Raw genomic sequence first — 22,906 nt, forward strand, 5'->3', positions numbered from 1 at the left:
CATCCCCCCTTTTTACATATTTTAACTTGTGAATCCTGTGATGTCTATTCACATTTTATTAAAACGTATCCTTTATAACCACTATATACCAGTTTAAAAATTTGCGGATTGCTTACAATGAAGACTAAACGAAATAACGAAGGTGGTTCAAATGAAACACGTAATTGCTTTCGCTTCTAAAACGGCGCTCACACTTGCTTTACTGTACATTGTTCTGGATCTTATGTACCAAGTAACCTTTTTAAACGTTCTGTTTATTACAGTGATCTTAAGTTTAATCACTTATTTTGCGGGTGATTGCATGATTCTGCCGAGAACAAGCAATTTCACAGCCGTTGCAGCTGATTTCGGAATTTCATTCATTATATTATGGATATTCCTTATGAACATTGGCGGATTTAATGTCTCTCCTGCCGCGGCATCGGTTATCTCTGCACTTTGCATTTCTGTTTTTGAGGCATTTTTTCACCGGTATTTGCAGCAATATGTACTTCCCGAAGATTATCAGGACACAACAGAGACGGATAGCACGCTATGGAGCTATCAAACCGAGGCGTCTGAAGAATTAGTGCCGGAAAAAGACCCTCAGGAAAAAACATAAAAAGGAGGCAATCGCCTCCTTCTCTTTTTATTTTTGCTTCTGATCGTCCAGCGGCAGCTGCAGCAGTGAGTCTGTGCCTGTCGCTTTCGGCGTTTTTCCGTCCCATTTTTCAATCCATTTATATTTGATCATTTCATCTGACATTGATTTCTTTATGATTTGGTTGTAATCAGCGATCCCTTCCGCTTCAATTTTTTTCTTTTTCGCTTCGGCTTCGGCTATTTTAATTTCAGTTTGTGTCCGTTCAAGTTCCTGTGAAGACTTCACCCTTGCATCGATAGCTTCCTGTGTGGCTTTATCCGGCTTCGGTACGCCAAGCGTCAGATCATCAATTAAAAATCCAAGACTCTTCATATCATCAGCAAATCGTTTTTGGACATCGGCGGCGGCTTCTGCAGATTTTTGCCCGTATGTGTCAATAACCGAGTATTTGCTGATTGATTTTCGCGCTGCATCCCACAGCCTTGTTTTTAAATATGTATTTTCGATCGTTTCAACGTCTACCGCGCCGAATTTGTTAAACAGATCGACTACTTTATCAGGCTGCACGACATAGTTGTAAGCGATATCCATTTCTATATTTTTACCGTCTGAGGTTGCCACTTTTATATTTTCATTATTCACTGTCTGCATACGCACCGGATATTCCGTTACTTTATTAAATAATCCGACTAAGTGCCAGCCTTGGTCCAATGTGTCGGATTTTACCCCGCCATTCGGTGAGTATACAACCCCGACATAACCGTTCGGTATTTTTTCAATGAATAGTGACGCTGTAACGCCCGCAATTAAAAGGGCTGCACCTATAATCACACCGCCGAGAATTTTTTTTGTGTTTCCGCGCTTATTTTCGCTCATGCTGATCTTCTTCCTCCCATGACTTTTTGAATTTTTTGGCTTTGCTTCCCACTTGTTTAAAGATTGGACTAAGCATCAGCCATAAACCGAATCCGATGATGACAAGAAGAATGATAGACCCGATCATCACTTTCATTTGCCCACCTCTTTTCTTTCATCCTGTCAATTATGTATACGATCTTAAGAACTTAAAGTTTCATAAATTTCAAAAGAAAAAGCCCCGCCGGCAAAATAGGCGTGCTTATTAATAATTGTCACTGATAAAATCAGAAATCGTTTTTGTGAATTGATAAAAGGTTCCATTTTGTGTGGATGCTCTGCTTTTCAGCGTAAAAGTGTCAAATAGTGATTTTCTGAAGCCGGTGCTCATTTCGATTTGAATACTCAATCCGGATGAAGATTGATTGGCAAGGTTGTTCGGACTGACGCCTGCATATTTATCATTTATGCCAAGAAGAACGGCAGGATACCCGTGTCGTTTCAGCACATCGGTCAAAAGTTCGGCACGTTCTCTGTCTGTACCGCCGATTTTTATCTTTTTATCGTCACTGCCGTAACCGTGCAATGAAATGACATTAGAGTGCTCTTTCACCATTTGCACGGCCTTCGGTTCATCGAAATGCGAACTTGTCAAATGCAGAGCCGCATTACCGGCTGGTTTTAACCCTTCAAATAAATATAAACTCCGGTTTTCGGCAATTTCTCTCGATAACTCACTGGTCCCCGGCTCTATGCCTCCGCCGTGTATAGCTAATATGAGGACAGAAGGGTCATGCTCTCGCGTTGAAATGGAAAAATCGGAAGGATCTTCATTCAGCTTTAATTCCTCGAAACCGCCGTAAATATCTGAAGCGGCATTAGCCTGAAAGAACGGCAGGAGCAAAAACGGTAAAATTAAAACTGAAATTCCTTTTTTGGTTATTGATGGCATTTGTATGTTTATGTTACAATACAAATGCTTCAGCCTTTGAAGCGAACGGCAGAACAGGGTGACTTTGGACGGTTTCTTCTGCTCTGCCTCTTTGCCAGCTGCTTTACGCTCTACTCTTCTAACCCTTTTTGCCATAACATCATCCTTTCTTTTGTTTACACTTTTGTCACAATATTATATACGTTGGACAAAACCTCCGTTCATCTTGAAGAATAAAAACATCAAAACAACCTCTATCCTTTAACCTAAAAAAGTCTTTCTGTCAAAGAGACGGAAAGCTTAAATGATAAAAATGAAACCCTTCTCCTTAGTTTTGGAGGAGAGTGAGGACTGCAGGGAAATCATTTTATCAATATGCTGAGCTGGGCTGGCGTCCGGCTCAAATATTTGCTCCCGGCATAAACGGTTACAGAGTGGCCGAATTTCGAAGTCAATTTTGAACATGACGTATGATTTCCCAATTCAAGAATCACCGAAACAAATTGAATGTAACTGCTGTTTCCATAAAAAAAGACTGCTGTTAAGCAGTCTTTTTTCGTTTTATTTCGTGCCTGTTGATCCCAGTCCGCCGCGGTCATTGTTCCCGAGCTTGTCTACTTCGACCAGCTCCACTTCAGGCATTTTCTTCATGATTCTGAATTGGCAGATCCGCTCCCCCTTGGAAATGTCGGTATCCCGAAGCGCGAATGCAGGAAAAAACCAGAAGTCATTGTCGCCTTTATAAGATTCATCAATGACACCCATTGAATTTGTCTGAATGATACCGAAATGCTTATATGTACTTGAACGCGGAACGACATGGGCCTCATATCCTTCCGGCAGTTCCATCGCAACTCCAAGCGGGATAAGTTTGAATTCACCTTTTTTGATTGTTATATCTTCAGCTGCCCGCAGATCAATCCAATCGCCCTGTTCAATTTTACTGATTCTCGTTTGCGTATCATCTGAATATTTAATTTTGATTTGTAAAGTCATTTTCGCTGCTCCTTTTGCTTCCCTATTTCAGTCGTATTGATGACCAATCCGTGCCCCATTATACCATTTAACTGTTAAGAATGTTGATTTTGGTGTATATGCAGCCGAAGAGGAAGCACTGCGAAGTCAATGAGAATAAACCTAAAATGAGGACCCCTCCTATCGTTTTTTCCTCCATTTTCACATGACAGCTTCAATTACAATAATGCACAGCTTTATATCCGTTGTTTCAACAGAGCTTTTTTAAAATTTCACCTTGGTTTCAAAAGGAATTTCGTTCTGAATAAAGAATTTGAAGAATAAGCGCTTAAAGGGCGCGCGACTCTTTTCTGTCCCCTGCCTCAGGCGCTTATATCAAAAGAAAGAGGTGTCTTTAGAATGGTTCAATTTAAAAACTTTCCTGATCCGTCTTTAAACGCCCCATTGCAGTCTCGCCCTGCACAGCCCTCTGAATTGGAGCATCTCAAAGCAAGGATGCAGAATTTTATTAAGCATTCCGCAACGGATGATAATCTTGAGATCGCAGATGCCCGGGTGACGGCGGAAGGAATGGTCACCTCACTTTTAAAAGAACGGCTTGATACAGAATACGAAATGCTTAAGAATAAAATCACCCGGGAAGTGAATGTGGAGGACTACGGAGCGATCCCTGACGGCCGGGACAATACGGAAGCCTTTCGGAGAGCGATCGGTAACGGCCGGGTCAAAGTAAACGTTCCCGCAGGAGAATTTTTGGTTCAAGGGATAAAACTCCCCTCATGGACTACCATTTCCGGTGAGGGACAAGGGATTACCGTGCTTAAGCTTCATGAGGACACTCCCGCATACGAATGGGTCATTACTAACGATGATTACGATAATGGAAACCGTAATATTTTTGTCCAGAACATGACTTTAGACTGGAATCCTGATCGTCAATGCGGGGTCAGGAACCCCGGAGGACAGTTTTCCAGCTGTTTAACGTTTGCCAATGTGCAATACGGCTGGATTAAGAATGTTGAAACGGTTAACGCGGGTCTCCATGGTATTGATATTACATCTCCGACTTACGATCATTTGCCTGAAACAGAATGGACGAAAGACGGGTGCCGATATATATGGATTGATAACTGTGTGGCATACGGTTCCGGAGACGACGGCATTACCACCCATTACAGCGAATATATTTTCATTTCCAATTGCCATTCCGGAAACCCCCGCGGCACAGAGCATGCTGAGGGCAGCGCAAACTCGAACGGCATTGAAATTGACGACGGTTCTAAACATGTATGGCTTTTAAATAACTATACGAGCGGAAATATCCGCGGGATTGAGGTAAAGGCGCACAGCCTGTGGCCGGCTTCTCAAAATGTTCATATTATCGGTCATGTTTCGTATCGTGATGTACGTTCATTTGATATTCGTCATATCGGCCATCATCAGGCCTCAGACCCCGAAAGCACGACGGCTTATGATGTTACTTTAACCGATTGCACCGCGATTGAACCGGTATTCAATGCTCTCTATGACGGTGTGACCCCGAGGGCGCTGGTCATCTCTGCCTATAAAAACGTTAATGTAAACGGATTCACAGCTATTGGTGATCCCTCATACGACTATGGCGGGAATCCAGTCGTGGCTCTTCAATACCGCAGTCAAAATATTACGATCAACGGCATTAAAATACGCGGCTTTACACAAGCAGGTGTTGACATCAATATATCCGGCGGATCAAATAAAACCGATTATGTTAAAATTTTAAATTTTGATATATACAAGTCTTCTCCTAAAGGCATCTCAATCGGCGGAGGCCAATATAACGTAAATATTATGAACGGTACGATGATCGGAGACGGCGGTTCCGTCGGAATTACGTCCCCTAACAGTCAGGCCGTCATTCTCGGGGTGCAAGCGGAAGGTTACAGCGCGGCCGCATCTATAAAAGGACAGACTTATGAGCAGATCCCCGTCAATTTAAAAGGAGGCGCACAGCTCGCGACCAGCTCCGGTTTTGCATTCAACCCGACAAGCGCCGTTATTGCGGGAACAGGCGATATTACGGCCAGAGGTGACAGAAATGCGATCATCAGCTCTTCCGGAGGTTCAAGTTCTGAAGGTTCAAGGGCATTTATCGCCGCTTCAAACAATGTCCATATTACGGGCAGCAAAGTCTCCAGAACGATTCTGTCATCAGAAAGCATTACATTGGAAGAACCATACACGGTTGCCGGAGGGCATCAGTCCATCAAATGGAAACTGGATTCAGCGGGCGGCCACGGTACGTTCGCCGGAGCTGTCACCTCTTCCCTGTCAGGGTACGGAGAATATTTTGAAAGTGTAACCGGCCAGACAATTCCCGCCGGGACGATCGTCACAGTGAACGGCGAAAAAATTGAATCGGCTCACGTCGGAGATTACATGCTCGGCGTCATTTCAGAAACAGCCGCTTTTATCTCAGGAGCCGCAAGCTTCGGATGGCAAAGCCGCTTTTTGACAAATGAGTTCGGCGGTTTCATATACGAAAATGTGACTGACGAAGAAACAGGAGAAACGGTACGCGTGCCGAAACAAAACCCGGACTGCAGTCCGGCTCTTGAAGCTGACTATGAAGCACGCGCGGCCAGAGACGAATGGCACATTGTCGGACTCAACGGCCGGCATTACGTACGGGTCGACGGTACGGTCAGCCCGGGAGATTATATCACGGCCCATAACGGAATCGGGACTAAAGCCGCGGAAGGCTGGAAGGTATTGAAACTGACGGCCTTATACAGTTCTGAAAAAGGGTACGGCATTGCAATTGCGGTTATCAAATAGGGTCTCAATATCAGGATCATCTCCTCTCTTTTCTATCGGGCGGGTAGATCCTGTTTTTTATACCGAATGAGATGCCTCTTTTTCAGCATACCGTTTCATTTGTCCAAGCCATCCATGCTTTCTGTCATAGAATACTACCGTCAGATGAAAAAAGGAGGAATATGAGTATGGATATGGGTATGGATATGGACATGGATATGAACGGACATTATGATCACCACCCAAAGCAGCCTAAACAAAAAAAGAAGAAACAAGATAAAAAGCATCTTGATTATGATTACATCGTTGTTTATAAAAGAAAATGCAAAAAATGTAAAAAATGCTGCTAACTTGACATATCAACACTTTTTACACCCGGTAAACTCCGGGTGTTTTTCTTATTATGGCGTTTCTCCGGGCTATTTTCACCCAAAATCCGGTCATCCTATCACAATACATAAAAAGACTCTATTATTTTCTTCCCTTTTCGCCTAATTAAAAGTATTTCATTTACAGAAAACAACACAAATAGAATGACATGACTTTTGAGAAAATCTACTCTTTGCTTGGTCAATTTTTCTGCGATACCATGAATTTGCAACAATTTTTAAAAATTTCCTCAGGAGGTCATAGCCATGAAAATCGCCAGAACGATAGTCGGATCATGCTTAGCTTTATCTCTAACAATTCCTTTCACAGCCAGTGCCTCAGCAGCCAGTCAGTCTGAACACGCAAACGCGCCTCACGTTTCACCCGTTGCAAATCCGTTAGAAAGTAAATTATCCCAAACAGCAGACCAAAACGTAAAAGCAGCAGGTGTTGATGCCGGGCTGTACGTAAACGTAGATGTTCTCGGAATCTCAGATCGCATTGCTGAAGCGGTTAAGTCAGATCAAAACCGAACCGGCTGGGTAAAAAATGTTATGGAAACAACATTTTACGCATCAGGACAGAAGTACAACGTCATGGTGTTCAATTTAAATCAAGAATATGAAGACCGCTTTAACGGCGTTCAATTTTACGGATCAGCCGTTTATGACGGTATTACTTACGGAATCTGGGTCTTCGAAAACGGGTCCTTCGATAACAAAGGAGACGAAGGCTGGATCAATTGGGCTTTCAGAGGGTGGTTCGATCGTGATAATCAGCATATTGAATTCCACAGACCTTAATACGGAGAAAACTTGCGGCAGCGCCCGCAAGTTTTTTTAACTGGACTGCACATTTTTCACCGTTATAACGACTATACTTGAAGTGCGGGCTCCGAACGCAGCCCCGGTAAAGTCTTTCAAAGTGAGGGTAAGCCATGTCAAAGTCTTTAAAAATAATGTTGTGGAGCATATTGGTGTTCATCATCTTGTTAGTGATTATCGGAATCGTTTCTTACAATCAAACTCCGTCTGCAGAAAGCGCAGCAAAAAAATGCTTTATGGCTTCTAATCAATGTTAAGCCTTCATCGGCTTTTTTTATTTTCGCACACTTGAAGTTCTTCTATTTAGATCGTTAACGTTCCCATTCAGAATGGAGTATACGCGTATATCATCAGGCAGTCCGTTTTGATACATGGTTCCGATTATGCCCTTCGCATCTTTTTTCTCTATTCCTCATCACATTCCCTTTTTTCATGCTACTGCTCTTGAAACCAACCAAAAGGTTTCAATCCTAATAGCTTGTTACTTTTCATTTTTTTTAAAACAAGCCACCTGCGCATTCTCTTCGCAACTTCTCAATGTATGAGCCTACCCGTCTCTATTACAGGAAGCAGTACGATGCCTCCTTTTACTCATTTTAACGGATGGTCATGTAAAGGAAATATAGACTAAAAACCTTTTTTCAAAAAGTAAACTAGCATCCCTATCAAACTTTACATTTCGGCATAATATGTATTAATCCTCTTTAGGAGGTGAGATTATATGGGATTCTCAGGTGGTTATGGTAGCTCCTTTGCGTTAATCGTGGTGCTATTCATTTTATTAATCATCGTTGGGGCTTCTTTCCTCGGCGGTTATTAAGAATCCTCTTACCTCCGCATCCATGTCAGCAGCACCTCCATGATCGTACGGCGCCATAAATGAAATGTTTATGGCGCTCTGCTGTTTTTCCCCTTTTCATTCACACATTAAAACTAAAAAGATCGGCCGATGTATCAACATGCAGCCGATCAGTAATTCATAGATTATTGTGTAAGGTTTACATCGATGACGTTATAGAAGGCATTGGAAGTATCCGCAACGTCCCATACCCCTAAAATAACATGATACCCGCTTCGATCAGTCGGCACAAAAATCTTATGAGTCAGATTCGTATCTGCCTTGGAACCGTCGTGGTTTACCGTTCCGATTAATTCGAATTCATCTCTTGACAAAGGTTTATTCGGATTCCAGTTTTTCTTGGTGATATAATAGTGCCACTTTGATGTCGCATGAGGGGCCGTGTAGTACCAAGTAAAGGTGTTAAAACCGCCGCGGATGTTTTGTTTTACCCAATAATCTGCAGTCTGCTTGTCTAAACCGAAGTCAATTTGTCCCGATCCCCCATTTGCAGACGCAATTCTTCCATCAGGCGGTCCTGCAGCCGGAAATCCTTTCGGCCCTTCTACAGACTGAGGATTATCAATGACGGAGCCATATTTCTGCGCAGCGGCCGTCCAGCCCAATGTTTGTTTCTCTAATGCTCCCATGTACGCTCTGCTGACGGGCTCTTTTATATACCCGTGCGCAGATGCATCACTTGAATAGAATGCGCCTCCAATACCAAGAGTAACAGTTAAAACTGCAGCTTTGACTAAACCCTTCATTACTGCATCATCCTCCCTCTTTTGTTAATAAAAACCTTTCAGTGTATACACTTCACGATAGAGGATGAAATGACCTTCCTTTTCTTGATAGGAAAAAGCAATGAGGTTCGCGCTTTCCCCTTTGTTTTTTATAATCATAAAGAAAAAGCCGGGCCGATTCTGTTGTCGAATCCGCGATTGACCGGCCCGCCCCTTTTCCTCAGAACTTCATTCGCTGGATTTGCCGGTTTCTTTTCGGATAACCGGTGCTACTTCCGCTGCTAATCGTTCGATGTTTTCCGCGGCTTTTTTAAACGGCATACCTCCTATATCGATTTGCGCGAGAAATCGCTGATGTCCGAATAACTCGTATTGATGCATGATTTTTTCAATGATCTGCTGTGAGCTTCCCACAAATAAAGCTGTTTCTTTTCCGGACGCCCGCTCAAAATCTTCCTTCGTTAAAGGCTCATCGATCCCGTGATATGAATGAACGTGAGACCAGTAATTTGAATGATACGGATAAAATTCTTGTATTGCCTGTTCATTCGTTTTTGAAATGAACATATGTCCGGTTACCGCAACCTTCACATGTTCCGGAGGATGACCGGCTTTAGAAGCCGATTCCCGGTATTTGTCAACAAGCGGCTTAGATGACATCGGATCACCGCTCAGTACAGCTAATGCCAAACCCGCGCCTGCACGCCCGGCTCGTTCTGCGCTTTCCGGAGTCCCCGAAACACCTAACCATAGCGGAATGCTTCCGCGAAAAGGCCGAGGAGAAATTTCTGCCTCGCGCAGTGGCGGCCGGTAACGTCCTTTCCAGGTAACCGATTCTTCCCCGGAATTTAATTTTAAAAAGAGGTCAATGTGTTCTTCAAACAGTTCTTTATAATGGCCTACGTCATAACCGAAAAGAGGAAACGAGTCTAAAAATGCGCCCCGTCCCGCAATGATTTCCGCCCGGCCGTCTGAAATCAGATCAAGCGTTGCAAAATCCTCAAATAAACGGACGGGATCAGCGGTGGATAATACAGTCGTGGCACTGGTCAGCTTAATATTTTCAGTGATCTGTGAAATCGCTGATAAGATGGCCGGCGGCGAAGATACCGCATAATCAAGACGATGATGCTCGCCTACACCGAATACATCAAGCCCTGCGTCGTCAGCCAGTTTCGCCAGCTTCATCAATTCATCTATCCGCTGCTTTGCGCTGACTGTTTTCCCTGTCAGAGGATCGGGATATAATTCTGCAAATGAATAAATTCCAATTTCCATACAATCACGGTGATCAGCCCTCACATTTCTCTCCTCCTGCACTGTGTAAAAAAGCTTTTATGTTATTCTATTCAGCCGTTTTATAAATAGGAATTCATTCAAAATAAATACAGAAGCTTAACATGCAGAAGGTCGGTATGAGAGGAAAAAAAGTTTCTGGCGCCCTTCAATTCTGCCCATTACACTCATGCAGCCCGACTAGGCAAGAACAAAGCCGCCACAAACGGATTCGAATTCATGTGTTCATTTTCAGTCCGATTCAATCTAATCGTGAAATTGATCATAAAGCTTTCGTATTCTTCCGGCATCAAGAGCAATGACTTCACCCCCTCTGTCATCATACAGAAAGAAAATAATATCTTTTGTCATATTCACAAAAAAAACATCAGGATACCCAACGGAACAGCCACCGAACCTTGGCTTCAGCGGAAAATCTTCGTGGACGGCTGCCTTAAGTAATTGGGGGATACGCAGAGCTTTCCGTTTACATAATAAAGAAAACTGCTGCATTTCATATTCTTCTTCGAACGGGCATGGACAGGTCTTCACTTGAATCCGATATAAATCATCCTTACACTTCAGAAACGGCTGATAAACCTTTAATTTTCTCGCGTGATGACCTTGAGATTTGTGCTTATACACGTTGGCAACAAGGAACATGTCATCGCTATGTTCAAACAGCTCATTGAAAAGTGCGGCGGTTTGATGATGAACATGCTGAAAATACTCAAGATTCAAAGCACCGCTTTCATTAAATTGATACATATTGCCGCCGAGAGAAAAATGAATTCCCACGTCCCATTGATGATAAATGCCGGGCACTAATTTTAAAGTTGGAAACCTTTCCTTCAGATAATCATTTATTTTCATTCAAACATCTCACTTTCCTTTTCCCGCTCCAGAAGCAGAAGAAGCCGAAAACATTCCGCTTATTTCTTTTTCACCCTTGTAATATTATTCCGATTGGAATACAATGAAATAGAACACTGTGAACCCCATTGATCAGGGTGGATGCTGGTCACATTCATCCTGATCCTTTCTTTTACACAAGATCGCCCCAACTTTGAACCCCTCCGTTTCCAACCTTATTCATTGATATTACATATATTTCAATGGTATTATTTTCTTATACATAAGCATCAAGAGGTGTCAGCTTTGAACAACATCAGAAGATTAAGAGCATATTTTCAGTCTCACCGTAAAATAGGTCTGGCTGCAGACTTGCTTACGGCTGTATTGCTTATCTCATTATCCATTCTTTTTTACGGATGCCGGCAGGGGGCTTTTAATGGTTTCTTTATGTATGTCTTAGTAAGTAATTTTATCGGCTCCAATGCCTCTTTTATCGACTTCAGCACATCGAGGAAAAACAGACAAAAATAAAGGCTTTGCGTCAAAAAGAGGGTTATACCGCCCTCTTTTTATTCTTTCAGTCATACCAATGCGTTCTTTTCAGGTTGAATTTTTCTGAATAGGACTCATGATCGGTTTTCCATGCTGCTTCAACAGTGATTTCATGACCGATCACTTCATTTTCCGGCATATATTCAAACGTTTGAATATGGTCTTCTCCCGTTCCGCCGCCTTCTAATTTCTCTCCGGTGTATTCTGAAAGATGATAGTCTTTATCTTCACCATATTTCCGGCCGTCAACAAATAATGTTAATCTCTTAATCACCGTGTTCTTTTCATTCACTTTATTACCTCTGTAATACAAATTCAAGAAATAGTTAGGGCCGAAAGAGGTCTTGTCTGATTTTTCAATTGACGCTTCCCACGTCTTGCTTTGGCTATAGCCGATATATTTAACTTTTTCTCCTGAAATTAAAGAAAACAGTGCAAATCCGGCTGCTATTATGAGAACAGTGATAATAACCAGCAATGTTTTAATGACTTTACGTTTTTTCATGACATCCCGCCTTTATCATTTAGAACATATGAATATTAGAATTGTTACATTTAATTTGAAAGAATGATAAAAAGGGATTCTAATCCAAGGAATAAAAAAATACTAAGAAGATCATATTCCCCTTAGCTTCACATCCCAGATTGCCATGCAATAATGATAAAAGTCGTCCAAAAAGTTGTGACTAAAATAAGCATAACGGTTACAATCATTAAAATGAGACAACTTATTGTTAGAATTGAGTCTTTGCTTTTGTTAAGAATCAGAGTAACCATTGATCCTGCAGCAAATAGATACGCCAAAACCGCACCGACCCAATACCACAACATAGAGTCATTGCTCCAGTAAGCCATTGACTGCATATAAATACTGAATATAAATCCTGACAATGCTAATAGAAACGAAACTAAATTTGATTTCAAGTTAGCGTTCCTTTCTTCATAAGTTTTATTTTTAGGAACGGTCATACATCTGATAACACCTTTTATGCGATATGCTTCGCCGCTTTGTCTGCATATTTTAATTCCTATTTCGTTTTTAAATATGTTTACTAAAACAGAAATCATATAAAGGTCACCTGAAACGCCGATTTAAAATTAAATAGATGTTTTATAAACGTTAATTGCTTGATTTCTCAAAAGCACATTATCTTTCGTAACCATTCCAAGATTGTATGCTTGTTTGATGATATCCAGCACTTGATTATCCGTTTCAGTTACAGCTCGTCCACCAGTTATGCTGGATTTCCAATAATCAAACTGGTGATTTCATTCTGAACTGCTTTTAAGGTTTTGAGTATCAACCACTTTTCCATTCTCAAGCGCTTCTTTAAATTCATCAAAATGAATTGAACATTGCTGATTCGAATTACTTCCTGCACCTTCTGTCGCTAAACTGCAAAATGTCCATCACAATCATCCTCTCTCTAATTTTACAACATTGCTATAATGATTTTCATGTTTTTCCCAACCTTCAAGCTGAATCTTTTTGATCGTTACTAGGTAACCTAATGAAGTATTTAACTTAAATACAAAAAAACCTGCTTCTAGCAAGGTTTTTTCGGTAAAGGAGAGGTTATTTCCCCACAAATTCTATTAACTATGTTTTTGTTTTAACCATTCTTTCTTTAGCAATGCGTATTGGTAAGTGTTTTCATATTTAGGTGTTCCATCCTCGTGTGCAGTAAATGAAATAAATTCAAGAAAATAACCTTCTTTACGCATTCCTAATCTCTCACATAGTTTTTGTGACCTGTAGTTATCATCTTCAACATATGCATAAAGCCTTCTTGCTTCTTTTTGCATAAAGAGATACTCAAAGAAAGCGTTCGCACTTTCACTTGCGTATCCCTTCCCTTCAAAACGGGCATTGAAATTCCAGCAAAAGGAATAGGTATCTGGCTCTTCTTTTAAATAAAATAGTTCTCCGACTAGATCATTACTGTCTTTTAAACAAACTGCAATATAAGAGTCATCTCGGCTTCTTTTTTGAACGTTTACGGCAGCTTCTTCTAACGTAGACATTCTGTCATCAAGAAAGCAATTCACTCTCGGATGTGCCGAATATTCCAACAGACCTTGCGAATCTCTCTCGGTAAAGTTTCTTAAAATTAAGCGATGGGTTTCAATTTTTTGCATTTGCAGTCTCCTGTTTCATTGTTATCGATCATTGAAAAGAACTTCTTCGTTTGTTGAAGAACTTGTCTCAATCTATTTTTACTATAATGATGGATGCTATCATCTTTGTCAAAAACAATAATTTTCATTTGCCGCCGCGATGTAAAGTACTGAACAATTTTCGTGAAAAACCCTCAGTATCGAATATAGAAACGAGCAATAGTAATTAAAACAAAGTTAAGCCATTAAAAGCTTATTGAGTATTTTTTCAAACTTATTCACACTCATCATCTCATGAGTGAGAAATGTCCCGTTATAAAACACGCTGAAAGTCGTCCAAACTGCCGGGGTTTTTTGCGCCATATTTTGACGTTATTCGCCGGGCCTGAAAATGAAGTCCTTTCTTTTCAATCAGTTCCTTAAAATCCTTTAACAATCCGACTGCAAATGGGCATTGAGCTGTATAAAATATTGTGATTCCCTCATCATTAACGGAATTACTTTTCACCTGTTTTTTAAATATAGGAGGATATGCATGTTCATTCCACGTCAGTGACACCAACTGAAAATAGGGTTCTGCTTCATCTTGCACAGCAAATCCCATATGTTCAAAGAAATGCTTATCACTTAAATAAGGGAGTTTTCTCTTCCCCACTATATGAACTATCCCATCCATACCGCGGGATTTTGCATCTGACACACATTTTTCTAACAATTAATAAACATAAAATTAGGTGCGCTTACCGGAACCCACGCTTCTTCTGCAGGTAAATATTCAATAAAAACTTTTGCCCGTTCGTTTAGGCGATAGAACACCAAGCCATCAATCATCCGATCTCTGAGCCAGCTCTTCTTTTCATTTACCGCATCCTCATATTGTTTTGTACCCAATGCACAGCAAATATGATTGTCATCAATATTGTCCCTAGTCAACTCAATGTATTTTTTCCTCACCCGCTTTCTTTTGGAAACATCAGCTTTACTTGCAGTGAACATTGTAATTTCTCAGAAATATAGAGTCCCACAACCAATATATGAACGCAGCAACAAAGCTCATTATGTAATAAATGAAACTTCTGAAAACTGTGAAATCAATTGACGGATTATCTATGTGCCAGAACAAGAACACGGCTAAAAAAGCGACTGCTGTATAAATGAAAAGATGAACCAAACTAAACCTTTTAGGCTTCTTTCTTAGCCATAGTTGCACAGGAACAGCAAACAAAAAGTAAGTAATCAATGCGTAAAAAGCAATGATAACCACAGTAACCAATGCAAATGGCACAAAACCCGAGTATACAAACATATATAGCCCGAAGATCAAACCATACGACAAACTTGAAAAAGCCAATGTGTAAGTATAGCTTTGACTTTTGCTCCAAGTCGCCGCTCCCATATATTTCACCTGCTTTTTATAAAAATACATTTCTCATTTTTTTCCTATTGTTTAAAATCAGTATATATCCATCACTTTAAAAGATCTATTTTTTTGGCAGATCATCAATTCACTATCTTAATATCCAGAAATTTTATTGCCATTAAAAAAGGTCAAGGAAATACCTTGACTGTGTATCGCTCACCAATCTGCATCCGGCTCATCGTGTTCGAATCCGTAAAAGCCTTTAATCCACACATCTCCGCAGCCGGCTCCTTTTGTGATCAATAAGTAATGATTTCTGTTTGCATCACCACTCACCTTATCAGCCGCGCTCAAGTTCAAATGATTACCCGTGAAATTCTTTTCACTAAGGGTAAAATCATATCCTGCCAGTGTAATTCTCTGCAGTTTGATATTTAATGTACATCCATCAGCATTGTAGATGGTGAACCTGTATCCCAGCTTAGTCGGCAATACGGTAGGCAAAAATATAAAAAAAGCAATACCTAAAAAGGTATTGCTTTTTTCATTTGTCATTATGAGTTTTCCATCATAACAACATTGGTAATATTATTTTTTATTCCACTGTTTACTGAAATCCATCGTTTTCCGTCTAAGGAGAATAAAACAGTGCCGGAATCCCCAACTGCAACAAAACGTTTATTTACGTAATCCCATTCAACATCATTTAGTTTGTTGGCTGTAGGAGAAGATGCTTTAGTCCAATTGTGCGCATCCTCAGAATAATAAATTGATCCAAGATCTCCTACAGTAATGTATACTCCATCTTTATAAGTAACAGAATTCAGAGGAGCATTATACCCCAGTACCGTCGTTTGAAAACTTTCGCCTTTATCAGATGAAACAGCAACTAAACCATAATCGCTAAATGTCCCTCCTGCTTGTTGTCCTACGGCCACCACCTTATCTCCATTGTAAATAGCATCAAAATATTCACCATCAAAACTTCCTTTTCTGGTAAATTTAATACCATCTGAAGACTCACTTATATAGTTTGTAGCATATGAGTTACCGAACATAAGAATCTTATCATCAATTGCAACTCCAGTGTACACGACACCTAAGTAGCCGCCCGTGGTGTAACTTGACTCTTTGGATTTATAACCACTGACTTTCTGTGACCAGTTCGCATCACCGCCAATTGATGTGAAAATTGTTGAACTGATCCCATATCTGCGTGATTCTCCTCCACCGGCAGCAAATTTATTATCACTTGTTTTGATTAAATCAAAAATTGGCCCGCCTCTAAAACTCGCAAGTTGATCCCATACTTTTAAACTATTATTCCATTTCAGTATTTTTGCATAATAACCATCGTCCGCAGTAGCATATAGGTTTTTGCCATCAAATGATTTAACATCTTTAATTGGTGTTGTAGATGATTTATAAACCCATTTGTTATCAGCATAATTAAAAACAGAACTAGAATTAACAAAATGATAATGACTTATATCTCCCGACTCAGATAATAATGAAGCATTTTCACTAGGAAGAATGCCTGCTTCCGCAGCAGAAGCTACGTTATTCATAAAAGAAGTTTGTGAACCTGACTCAGTTACAAAACCTACACAGCCCAAGATAGAAACTGAGGAAACTATTTTCATTAACATACTACTTTTTCTATTCATATGTACCTCCGTAATCTAATAATCACATAATAGTTCAATATTTTTACTGCATAATATTAACACATCATCATAAAAAAGTCAATTTGCCCATAAATACGCTCGGAATACGTCCGATTCTCATGATGGATGTTCGCACATAATATTTTAAATACAATATTACATCGTTTATTGAATCATTAAAGACAGTATCAGAAGATAATATCTAGTGAGTTTCCCGAAAGTGTAAAGTGGTGTAACAGCCCATCAAGTCAAATATCGACAGAAAGATTACGACCACAAATTCAAAGCAAGAAACGACAGCCCCCATGCACATAGACCAAACATTACAAAGAACCTAAGCAAAGCTTCGAATTTTGTAAGTCTTCGCTCCCTTTTCGTTTTACCCAATTTCCAATAAACGGCGTAGCAGGAAAACACCAAAATCAGTTGTCCAAGTCGCGACACAGATTCTAAGAATTCTATACCATTCATTGATTTTCACCTCGTTTATTTAAACAGAGAGTCTTTCTTACAGCGTTTATCCAAAGCACTAATTTCTTCGGTTATAAAAACCGCTTGAGGAATTTGTTTGTAAAATGGTTTGCGTGCCGCTTGATAAAAACAGCCCATCCTTACTCCCCCATGTATCAATCAAGATGAATTTTATTATCTCAGATGGAAAGACCATTTCCAACAGTTATGTAAAAATAAGTAACTTCACTATGCTAATTGTATAAGAAAAGTTATCTTATCCAGCAGAACCATGAGTGCTGAACTTCTACGTTAAAGCGTTAAAGACGAATTATAAAAGGGCCGCTTTTAGGCTCATTCGCGAAGCATCATTTTATTTTTATGATTGTATCCTCCTGTCAATCCTATTGGGATAAAATTTGAGGGAAGGTCAGTTTTAATCCGCCGCCCTGCTCACCTTCGACCCTTCTTGCAGCTTCCCCACAAATATCCGATGAACAGCTTTTAACTCTTCCCTTTGCGACCGAAATCTGACTCTCAAAACTTATCTGACCTTGCATCGTGGGGCGCCAATTCTCATGCATTAATTTAATTTAGGATATTCGCATTTTGCTTTTCGTTAGCTGAATAACGCTTTATAAGAAGCGGGAAATTCTTGATTTACGCGCTGCACTTCCCGTGCAAATTCACGTTCCTCTTCTGTCACTCTTCTGAGTCTGTCAGCTTTTTCTTGTGTATCTATGTCGGCACCGGGAGGAACGAACCGATTCGGTGCAATCCGTACACAATTTGTGATAACAGCATTGTATGAAACAAATGATCCTTTTCCTATAATTGCATTGTACACGATTGCCTTAAAACCGATGAACGTGTGATTTCCAAGATAACAAGGGCCATGAATGAGAGCGTCATGCCCGACACTTACATTGTTTCCGATATAAATGGAATATGCCTTATCTTTGATTGTGACAAATTGCTTTAACAAACCATGTAAAATGACTCCGTCTTGAAGATTTGTATTTGAACCAATATAAAAGGGTGTTCCTTCATCTGCACGAATAGCAGCATTTGGCGCTACATAAACATTGTCCTTTATTCTCACGTCTCCTATCACGCTGGAAAACGGACTTATGAACGACGTTTTATCGATTTTAGGATATCTTTGAACCGGATTAAATGATGTAACAGGGTTAGGGCTGATAAAGGGCGCAAACTTAGTGAGCCGATTATCAAATTTATCTTCCGTCAGCTTTCTATCGCTCAAAAAAAGACCTCCTTTGAAAACGTGTCTATTGATGTATACTATGTAAATTCTGTGCATTTGGAGACGACAATCCCCCATTTAAACACCATTCGGATGACAAATCATCCAAAGGATCTTTCCTGCATAGCTCCCTCAATTTTTGTAGAGACACTTGTCCGCAAGAAAATGTAAGGGTTTTCAAAATAAGATCAGTGTGCTAAATTGTAAGATAAGTAACAATTTTCTGCTAATAATAAAAAGGGGTGTATGACGTGAAAGCAGTAGTAGCAACAAAAGACAAAAGTATAGAGATTGTACAAAAAGAATTACGTCCTTTGCGACATGGTGAAGCCAAAGTTAAGATGGAATACTGCGGTGTATGTCATACTGACTTGCATGTTAAAAATGCTGATTTCGGGGATGTTACAGGCATCACTTTAGGTCATGAGGGAATAGGCATTGTAACTGAGATTGGTGAAGGCGTAACAAATTTAAAAAAGGGAGACCGCGTCTCTATTGCCTGGATGTTTGAAAGCTGCGGCCGCTGTGAATATTGCTTAACTGGCCGTGAAACCTTGTGCCGTGATGTGAAAAATGCCGGCTATACAGTTGACGGCGCAATGGCTGAAGAAGCAATCGTAGCGGTTGATTATGCAATAAAGGTGCCGGAAAATTTAGACCCTGCAGCAGCAAGCAGCATTACTTGTGCAGGTGTAACAACTTATAAAGCCGTTAAAGTCAGTGAAATTAAGCCAGGTCAATGGATCGGTGTATTTGGAGTCGGCGGTTTAGGCAACTTGGCTGTTCAATATGCAAAAAATGTCTTTAACGCTAAAGTAATTGCTTTCGACATTAGCGATGAAAAATTGAATTTTGCTAAGAGCTTAGGCGCTGATGCGGTTGTAAACAGTTTAAACGAAGACCCCGTCGCTAAAGCAAAAGAAGTGACTAACGATTTAGGGCTTGATGCAGTGGTCATCACGGCTGTCTCTAAAACCCCTTTCAATCAAGCGATTGATGTTGTAAAAGCAGGAGCTCGCGTAGTCGCCGTCGGTTTACCGGTGGACAAAATGGATTTAGATATTCCCCGTCTCGTGTTAGATGGAATTCAGGTAGTAGGTTCATTAGTGGGTACCAGAGAAGACCTGAAGGAAGCATTTCAATTTGCTGCAGACGGTAAAGTTGTACCTAAAGTGACAAAACGCCCGATTGAAGATGTGAATGATATTTTTGAAGAAATGGAGCAAGGCAAAGTGACCGGCCGCATGGTTATCGATTTTACTTCCTAATCATTAAGGCTGCCGGGAATGATACGGCAGCCTTTGATCTCTATTCTTGCTCAGCGCCCCACCCAGATGTCATTTAGTTCAGAAAAGAAACTTTACAGACCATTCAGCGGTTATTCATTTTGCAAGTATTCTCTGAACTAATCCTGATACCAATATAATACAAGGTCATTCATTGCCGAAGCGTAGCCCTGCTGTCTTAACATAGTTGTTATGCTGCCCCGATGATAAGTTCCGTGATTGGCAACATGGAATAAAATTTCTGAGTAAGCAGTTTCTCTGTAACCTAACCAAGGATTATTTAAGTTCATTTTTTGTTCTAAATCTGTTTGGCTATTCATCCATTCTTCAAACTGTGAAGCCAGTTCTTCATAAGACGCCGCAAATTCATCTGCAGAATATAAATGAGCCCTTTCTGCATAAGCCGCAGAACCTTCCACTGCTTCCTGCATGTCTATTCCTTTAAGTACTTGCAGCCACATAGCATCCACCGCGAAGATGTGACTGAACGTTTGAGCAATTGTAGGATATGAACTGCGAACCTCTTTATAAAGAACGTTACTTGGTAATTCCTTTATTCTTTCTAATAACGCTTTATTCGCCCAAACATGGTACTGATACATATTTTTCGCATGGTTCATTTAACATCTTCTCCTTTAAAGTTGATGCTTATGATTATAAAAAAAGATATATGACAGCAGATCGTCATACATCTTGATAAACTTTCATTATTTTTTTGGCTTCAGCGATTAATTTTGATTGCAGCTGCACCGGTTTTATCATTTTAGCTCCGCTGCCAAAACTTAAGAGAATTGATATAAGCCATCCGGCATGAAGAGGCTGATAAACAGAAATGGTAAACGTCATACTTCCATCACTGTTCATGACTTTAGACGCGTTCTGAAATTGATCTAAAGCTTTTGCCAGAGAATTGGGATCAACCCAAATGACAACATCCTCAAACCCTTCCGCATTGGATTCTGAATAAGATGGTTCATCTTTCACTTTGTGACTGCGCAAAAACTCTTCTTGAGTAAGCGTTATATTCATCATACGTGATACTCTAAATTCTCTATCGTCTTGACGTTCTCTGCAGAAGCCATATACATACCAATTACGAAACTTATAATGAAGGTGGATAGGTTCTACTTCACGTGAGGTAAATTCATTTTTATTACTGACATAATCAAAGCGTACTGCCTTTTTTTCCTGTATAGCTTTTCGCAGCCGGATTAATGAATTCGGTTCTGTTCTAAGGTTTTCCAAGTTAACATACAAAGTCCTGCTGCTTTCGCTTGTATCCAGAGATTTTAATCTATCTATCGTGTGTTCAACTTCCTTATCTTCAAAAACACTCGACAAACTGCTTAATACTGTAATTAAATTCAATACATCATGAGAACCGATTAAACTTTTATCAAATTTGTATCCTCTCATTATCCCAAAACCGCCGTTAGCCCCTTGGTATGAAACGACTGGTATTCCAGCTGCACAAATCGCTTCGATGTCTCTATAAATTGTCCGCGTTGATACTTGAAATTCATCAGCTAAACTGGAAGCAGATAAAATTTCATTATGTAAGAGCTTGAATATGATTGATAACAAACGTTCTAATTTCAATTCTCAATTCCTTTCCTTATTAGGGTTGGAAGTGCTCTTTTAGCTCTGACACATTTATGCCGCTCACCTCCTGTCACTTCAAGAAACCACGCAGAAAGCTTAATTTTTCCACCTAACCGCATTAATACGCGAATTACCATATACTTTATACTTTGCGACCCCGATAAACCCTTCTATCGCTTCATTTGATATTCAATAAAACGCCTGTTGAACCTTTGCTTATGTATACAGCTTCATCTTCACTGAGTAATTTGAGGCCCAATTTAAGATAAAAATCTTCTTTTTATAGAGATGTTCGTTCTATCGACATCCTTGTGATAAATATGGTAAAATTCATAAAAACAAGGGAGTGTTGTTACATATGAGTCTTATCATTTTAGCATCCATGCTTTTATGGGGTGCAGTGATCCACGAGCTAAACAAACCTTCAAAAAAGCAAAGTAAACGAAAAATGATCCCTTTGGTATCCCTCAGTTCTTTATCTACTTTAATCATCACAATTTCGCTTTTTTCTAATTTAATTGGTTGATATTTGTTATGAGGAAACCCGCCAGAGGTTCCTCATAACACTAAAAACCTACTCACTGCACTTTTTACAGCAGACCTTATCAGAGTGTTTGCTTAACACTTTGTCCATTCTCCCCACAGGCATCTTCTTCTCACTCGGAAGTGTAAGATAAGCTGTTATCTCATCCCCTGATTTTAATGTTTTTCCGCAGATAGAGCATTTTAACTCAGTATTAAAGAAATTTTTTAATCCCATTCAGAAGCCTCCTTATTTACCTTTATAAAGTAATACGTTAATGCTTTATAAAAGTTTCAGGTTAAAGAAATACTCCTTGCCTGGGAATATACTTCGTTTCAGTTGATCCGCAGCCGCCCCGGTCATCGTTGCCTACAAATATACCCCACCCAATAGGCCGCTTTTTCATTTTAAGTGAAATCATCTTCATGCTTTGACCAGTTTACTGCAGTGTATAGATTAAATTTGTGACATTTATTTGTCCTCTTAAAATTTTTTCTTCTTCTCTCAATTTGAAAAATAAGGAATTATTTTATAAATATTGTAAATTTATAGCTGTATCACATTCACTATTAAGAGGAGCGATACGAATGAAAAAGAAAATTATTGCCGGCGCTCTTGCTTTTGGGTTAATTCCATTAATGGGGGACTGCAGATGTTTCTGCAAAATCCTTGCAAAATCCAGATAAAGTTATGAAACCTGCTGGTTGGTCATGTGACGCTCCGTATATTGTCTGTCAGCCTTTTTCTGGCGGTACCGGTAAGGTTTCATTCAACTATCAAGGCAGCTCTCCAGGAAAAATCAGAGTTTTGGTTGCGAATGACGGCAGCAAATCTTTCAAATTCACCATTAATTATCCTAATGGGAATACACTCTTATCCTCTACGACATTAAATGCGGGGAAAACGTTCATTCAGGAATTCAGCGTTAACCAAAAAGGAGAATACATCCTGAAATATGATAGCGGCACCGGTGATAGTGTCGATGGTTTCTTTAGATCTGTTGAGATCTAAATTCCGTTAGGAAAGTCGGCAGTTTT

General features: G+C 40.0%; 25 protein-coding genes and 2 pseudogenes. 7 read left to right on the plus strand and 20 right to left on the minus strand.

The features are described 5' to 3' along the window. The first annotated feature begins 151 nt into the window (after positions 1-151). Positions 152-601, plus strand: coding sequence for a YndM family protein (locus OTK50_RS00440; protein WP_003154009.1), 450 nt, complete (start codon positions 152-154; stop codon positions 599-601). A 27-nt stretch (positions 602-628) separates the two neighbouring features. Here the strand turns inward: OTK50_RS00440 and OTK50_RS00445 are convergent, their stop codons facing one another. The 4 genes from OTK50_RS00445 to OTK50_RS00460 all read right to left on the minus strand — a co-directional run bounded on the left by OTK50_RS00445 (position 629) and on the right by OTK50_RS00460 (position 3,365). Continuing rightward, positions 629-1,459 carry a prohibitin family protein gene (locus OTK50_RS00445; RefSeq protein WP_007611716.1) on the minus strand — a complete coding sequence of 277 codons (831 nt, stop codon included), beginning with the start codon at positions 1,457-1,459 and terminating at the stop codon, positions 629-631. Beyond that, positions 1,446-1,595, minus strand: coding sequence for a hypothetical protein (locus tag OTK50_RS00450; RefSeq protein ID WP_013352411.1), 150 nt, complete (start codon positions 1,593-1,595; stop codon positions 1,446-1,448). Before OTK50_RS00450 ends, OTK50_RS00445 begins: the two co-directional genes overlap by 14 nt. Positions 1,596-1,703: 108 nt before the next feature. Beyond that, entirely contained in the window at positions 1,704-2,525 is an 822-nt protein-coding gene (locus OTK50_RS00455; protein WP_088462070.1) for a poly-gamma-glutamate hydrolase family protein, read from the minus strand. A gap of 405 nt (positions 2,526-2,930) precedes the next feature. Beyond that, positions 2,931-3,365, minus strand: a complete 435-nt coding sequence (locus OTK50_RS00460) for a dUTP diphosphatase (protein WP_224224307.1) — start codon at positions 3,363-3,365, stop codon at positions 2,931-2,933. Positions 3,366-3,743: 378 nt separating this feature from the next. Between OTK50_RS00460 and OTK50_RS00465 the strand changes: the two genes are divergently transcribed. The 4 genes from OTK50_RS00465 (at position 3,744) to OTK50_RS00480 (ending at position 8,153) form a co-directional block, all read left to right on the plus strand. Then, positions 3,744-6,161, plus strand: a complete 2,418-nt coding sequence (locus OTK50_RS00465) for a peptidase G2 autoproteolytic cleavage domain-containing protein (RefSeq protein WP_224224306.1) — start codon at positions 3,744-3,746, stop codon at positions 6,159-6,161. Positions 6,162-6,328: 167 nt separating this feature from the next. After that, on the plus strand, positions 6,329-6,490 hold the full coding sequence (locus OTK50_RS00470) for a hypothetical protein (protein WP_020955874.1): 162 nt from the start codon (positions 6,329-6,331) through the stop codon (positions 6,488-6,490). Between the two features lie 285 nt (positions 6,491-6,775). After that, on the plus strand, positions 6,776-7,312 hold the full coding sequence (locus OTK50_RS00475; RefSeq protein ID WP_224224305.1) for a stress protein: 537 nt from the start codon (positions 6,776-6,778) through the stop codon (positions 7,310-7,312). A gap of 742 nt (positions 7,313-8,054) precedes the next feature. After that, complete coding sequence (locus OTK50_RS00480) at positions 8,055-8,153, plus strand: YjcZ family sporulation protein (RefSeq protein WP_003154022.1); 99 nt, start codon at positions 8,055-8,057, stop codon at positions 8,151-8,153. Between the two features lie 164 nt (positions 8,154-8,317). Here the strand turns inward: OTK50_RS00480 and OTK50_RS00485 are convergent, their stop codons facing one another. The 13 genes and pseudogenes from OTK50_RS00485 to OTK50_RS00545 form a co-directional block, all read right to left on the minus strand. After that, a complete protein-coding gene (locus OTK50_RS00485; protein WP_003154023.1) occupies positions 8,318-8,938 on the minus strand; it encodes a lytic polysaccharide monooxygenase auxiliary activity family 9 protein in 621 nt (206 codons plus the stop codon). 207 nt (positions 8,939-9,145) lie between these two features. Beyond that, positions 9,146-10,219, minus strand: a complete 1,074-nt coding sequence (locus OTK50_RS00490; protein WP_224224304.1) for an LLM class flavin-dependent oxidoreductase — start codon at positions 10,217-10,219, stop codon at positions 9,146-9,148. Positions 10,220-10,459: 240 nt separating this feature from the next. Beyond that, a complete protein-coding gene (locus tag OTK50_RS00495) occupies positions 10,460-11,065 on the minus strand; it encodes a DUF3885 domain-containing protein (protein WP_224224303.1) in 606 nt (201 codons plus the stop codon). A gap of 559 nt (positions 11,066-11,624) precedes the next feature. After that, positions 11,625-12,104 carry a DUF4944 domain-containing protein gene (locus tag OTK50_RS00500; protein ID WP_224224302.1) on the minus strand — a complete coding sequence of 160 codons (480 nt, stop codon included), beginning with the start codon at positions 12,102-12,104 and terminating at the stop codon, positions 11,625-11,627. 128 nt (positions 12,105-12,232) lie between these two features. Continuing rightward, the gene (locus OTK50_RS00505) at positions 12,233-12,667 is read right to left on the minus strand and encodes a DUF3902 family protein (RefSeq protein WP_088462079.1); all 435 of its coding nucleotides are present in this window, start codon (positions 12,665-12,667) and stop codon (positions 12,233-12,235) included. Positions 12,668-12,697: 30 nt separating this feature from the next. Further along, a pseudogene (locus tag OTK50_RS19900) lies at positions 12,698-12,808 on the minus strand (hypothetical protein); the annotation flags it as partial. A gap of 387 nt (positions 12,809-13,195) precedes the next feature. Further along, the gene (locus tag OTK50_RS00515; RefSeq protein WP_224224301.1) at positions 13,196-13,738 is read right to left on the minus strand and encodes a GNAT family N-acetyltransferase; all 543 of its coding nucleotides are present in this window, start codon (positions 13,736-13,738) and stop codon (positions 13,196-13,198) included. Positions 13,739-13,954: 216 nt separating this feature from the next. Next, a pseudogene (locus tag OTK50_RS00520) lies at positions 13,955-14,713 on the minus strand (YoaP domain-containing protein). Beyond that, positions 14,697-15,113 (minus strand): UPF0715 family protein, encoded by a 417-nt coding sequence (locus OTK50_RS00525; protein ID WP_224224352.1) that lies wholly within the window; start codon positions 15,111-15,113, stop codon positions 14,697-14,699. The pseudogene OTK50_RS00520 and the gene OTK50_RS00525 overlap by 17 nt, the downstream one beginning before the upstream one ends. Positions 15,114-15,293: 180 nt before the next feature. Further along, positions 15,294-15,632 carry a hypothetical protein gene (locus tag OTK50_RS00530; RefSeq protein ID WP_224224300.1) on the minus strand — a complete coding sequence of 113 codons (339 nt, stop codon included), beginning with the start codon at positions 15,630-15,632 and terminating at the stop codon, positions 15,294-15,296. Further along, positions 15,632-16,744, minus strand: a complete 1,113-nt coding sequence (locus OTK50_RS00535; protein ID WP_224224299.1) for a WD40/YVTN/BNR-like repeat-containing protein — start codon at positions 16,742-16,744, stop codon at positions 15,632-15,634. The genes OTK50_RS00530 and OTK50_RS00535 overlap by 1 nt, the downstream gene beginning before the upstream one ends. Positions 16,745-17,011: 267 nt before the next feature. Further along, the gene (locus OTK50_RS00540; protein WP_166706265.1) at positions 17,012-17,215 is read right to left on the minus strand and encodes a hypothetical protein; all 204 of its coding nucleotides are present in this window, start codon (positions 17,213-17,215) and stop codon (positions 17,012-17,014) included. A 598-nt stretch (positions 17,216-17,813) separates the two neighbouring features. Continuing rightward, positions 17,814-18,458 (minus strand): carbonate dehydratase, encoded by a 645-nt coding sequence (locus tag OTK50_RS00545; RefSeq protein WP_224224298.1) that lies wholly within the window; start codon positions 18,456-18,458, stop codon positions 17,814-17,816. A gap of 251 nt (positions 18,459-18,709) precedes the next feature. Between OTK50_RS00545 and adhP the strand changes: the two genes are divergently transcribed. Further along, positions 18,710-19,726 carry an alcohol dehydrogenase AdhP gene (adhP, locus tag OTK50_RS00550; protein WP_224224297.1) on the plus strand — a complete coding sequence of 339 codons (1,017 nt, stop codon included), beginning with the start codon at positions 18,710-18,712 and terminating at the stop codon, positions 19,724-19,726. Between the two features lie 137 nt (positions 19,727-19,863). On the opposite strand, the gene OTK50_RS00555 is transcribed toward adhP, so the two are convergent. From OTK50_RS00555 to OTK50_RS00565, 3 genes are all read right to left on the minus strand, one after another. Then, positions 19,864-20,364 (minus strand): DinB family protein, encoded by a 501-nt coding sequence (locus OTK50_RS00555; protein ID WP_224181745.1) that lies wholly within the window; start codon positions 20,362-20,364, stop codon positions 19,864-19,866. Between the two features lie 64 nt (positions 20,365-20,428). Then, positions 20,429-21,343, minus strand: a complete 915-nt coding sequence (locus tag OTK50_RS00560; RefSeq protein ID WP_224181744.1) for a helix-turn-helix transcriptional regulator — start codon at positions 21,341-21,343, stop codon at positions 20,429-20,431. A gap of 577 nt (positions 21,344-21,920) precedes the next feature. Continuing rightward, positions 21,921-22,106, minus strand: coding sequence for a hypothetical protein (locus OTK50_RS00565; RefSeq protein ID WP_003154035.1), 186 nt, complete (start codon positions 22,104-22,106; stop codon positions 21,921-21,923). Positions 22,107-22,559: 453 nt separating this feature from the next. Between OTK50_RS00565 and OTK50_RS00570 the strand changes: the two genes are divergently transcribed. Then, a complete protein-coding gene (locus OTK50_RS00570; protein ID WP_239033825.1) occupies positions 22,560-22,880 on the plus strand; it encodes a hypothetical protein in 321 nt (106 codons plus the stop codon). Positions 22,881-22,906 lie beyond the last annotated feature (26 nt).

The organism is Bacillus sp. NEAU-CP5, from assembly GCF_026420705.1.
Classification (GTDB): domain Bacteria; phylum Bacillota; class Bacilli; order Bacillales; family Bacillaceae; genus Bacillus; species Bacillus velezensis.

Bases quoted from the DNA above. Each gene is read 5' to 3' on its own strand.
- OTK50_RS00440 (WP_003154009.1), top strand. From the start codon at position 152: ATGAAACACGTAATTGCTTTCGCTTCTAAAACGGCGCTCACACTTGCT.
- OTK50_RS00445 (WP_007611716.1), bottom strand. From the start codon at position 1,459: ATGAGCGAAAATAAGCGCGGAAACACAAAAAAAATTCTCGGCGGTGTG.
- OTK50_RS00450 (WP_013352411.1), bottom strand. From the start codon at position 1,595: ATGAAAGTGATGATCGGGTCTATCATTCTTCTTGTCATCATCGGATTC.
- OTK50_RS00455 (WP_088462070.1), bottom strand. From the start codon at position 2,525: ATGGCAAAAAGGGTTAGAAGAGTAGAGCGTAAAGCAGCTGGCAAAGAG.
- OTK50_RS00460 (WP_224224307.1), bottom strand. From the start codon at position 3,365: ATGACTTTACAAATCAAAATTAAATATTCAGATGATACGCAAACGAGA.
- OTK50_RS00465 (WP_224224306.1), top strand. From the start codon at position 3,744: ATGGTTCAATTTAAAAACTTTCCTGATCCGTCTTTAAACGCCCCATTG.
- OTK50_RS00470 (WP_020955874.1), top strand. From the start codon at position 6,329: ATGGATATGGGTATGGATATGGACATGGATATGAACGGACATTATGAT.
- OTK50_RS00475 (WP_224224305.1), top strand. From the start codon at position 6,776: ATGAAAATCGCCAGAACGATAGTCGGATCATGCTTAGCTTTATCTCTA.
- OTK50_RS00480 (WP_003154022.1), top strand. From the start codon at position 8,055: ATGGGATTCTCAGGTGGTTATGGTAGCTCCTTTGCGTTAATCGTGGTG.
- OTK50_RS00485 (WP_003154023.1), bottom strand. From the start codon at position 8,938: ATGAAGGGTTTAGTCAAAGCTGCAGTTTTAACTGTTACTCTTGGTATT.
- OTK50_RS00495 (WP_224224303.1), bottom strand. From the start codon at position 11,065: ATGAAAATAAATGATTATCTGAAGGAAAGGTTTCCAACTTTAAAATTA.
- OTK50_RS00500 (WP_224224302.1), bottom strand. From the start codon at position 12,104: ATGAAAAAACGTAAAGTCATTAAAACATTGCTGGTTATTATCACTGTT.
- OTK50_RS00505 (WP_088462079.1), bottom strand. From the start codon at position 12,667: ATGATTTCTGTTTTAGTAAACATATTTAAAAACGAAATAGGAATTAAA.
- OTK50_RS00515 (WP_224224301.1), bottom strand. From the start codon at position 13,738: ATGCAAAAAATTGAAACCCATCGCTTAATTTTAAGAAACTTTACCGAG.
- OTK50_RS00525 (WP_224224352.1), bottom strand. From the start codon at position 15,113: ATGGGAGCGGCGACTTGGAGCAAAAGTCAAAGCTATACTTACACATTG.
- OTK50_RS00530 (WP_224224300.1), bottom strand. From the start codon at position 15,632: ATGACAAATGAAAAAAGCAATACCTTTTTAGGTATTGCTTTTTTTATA.
- OTK50_RS00535 (WP_224224299.1), bottom strand. From the start codon at position 16,744: ATGAATAGAAAAAGTAGTATGTTAATGAAAATAGTTTCCTCAGTTTCT.
- OTK50_RS00540 (WP_166706265.1), bottom strand. From the start codon at position 17,215: ATGAATGGTATAGAATTCTTAGAATCTGTGTCGCGACTTGGACAACTG.
- OTK50_RS00555 (WP_224181745.1), bottom strand. From the start codon at position 20,364: ATGAACCATGCGAAAAATATGTATCAGTACCATGTTTGGGCGAATAAA.
- OTK50_RS00565 (WP_003154035.1), bottom strand. From the start codon at position 22,106: ATGGGATTAAAAAATTTCTTTAATACTGAGTTAAAATGCTCTATCTGC.
- OTK50_RS00570 (WP_239033825.1), top strand. From the start codon at position 22,560: ATGAAACCTGCTGGTTGGTCATGTGACGCTCCGTATATTGTCTGTCAG.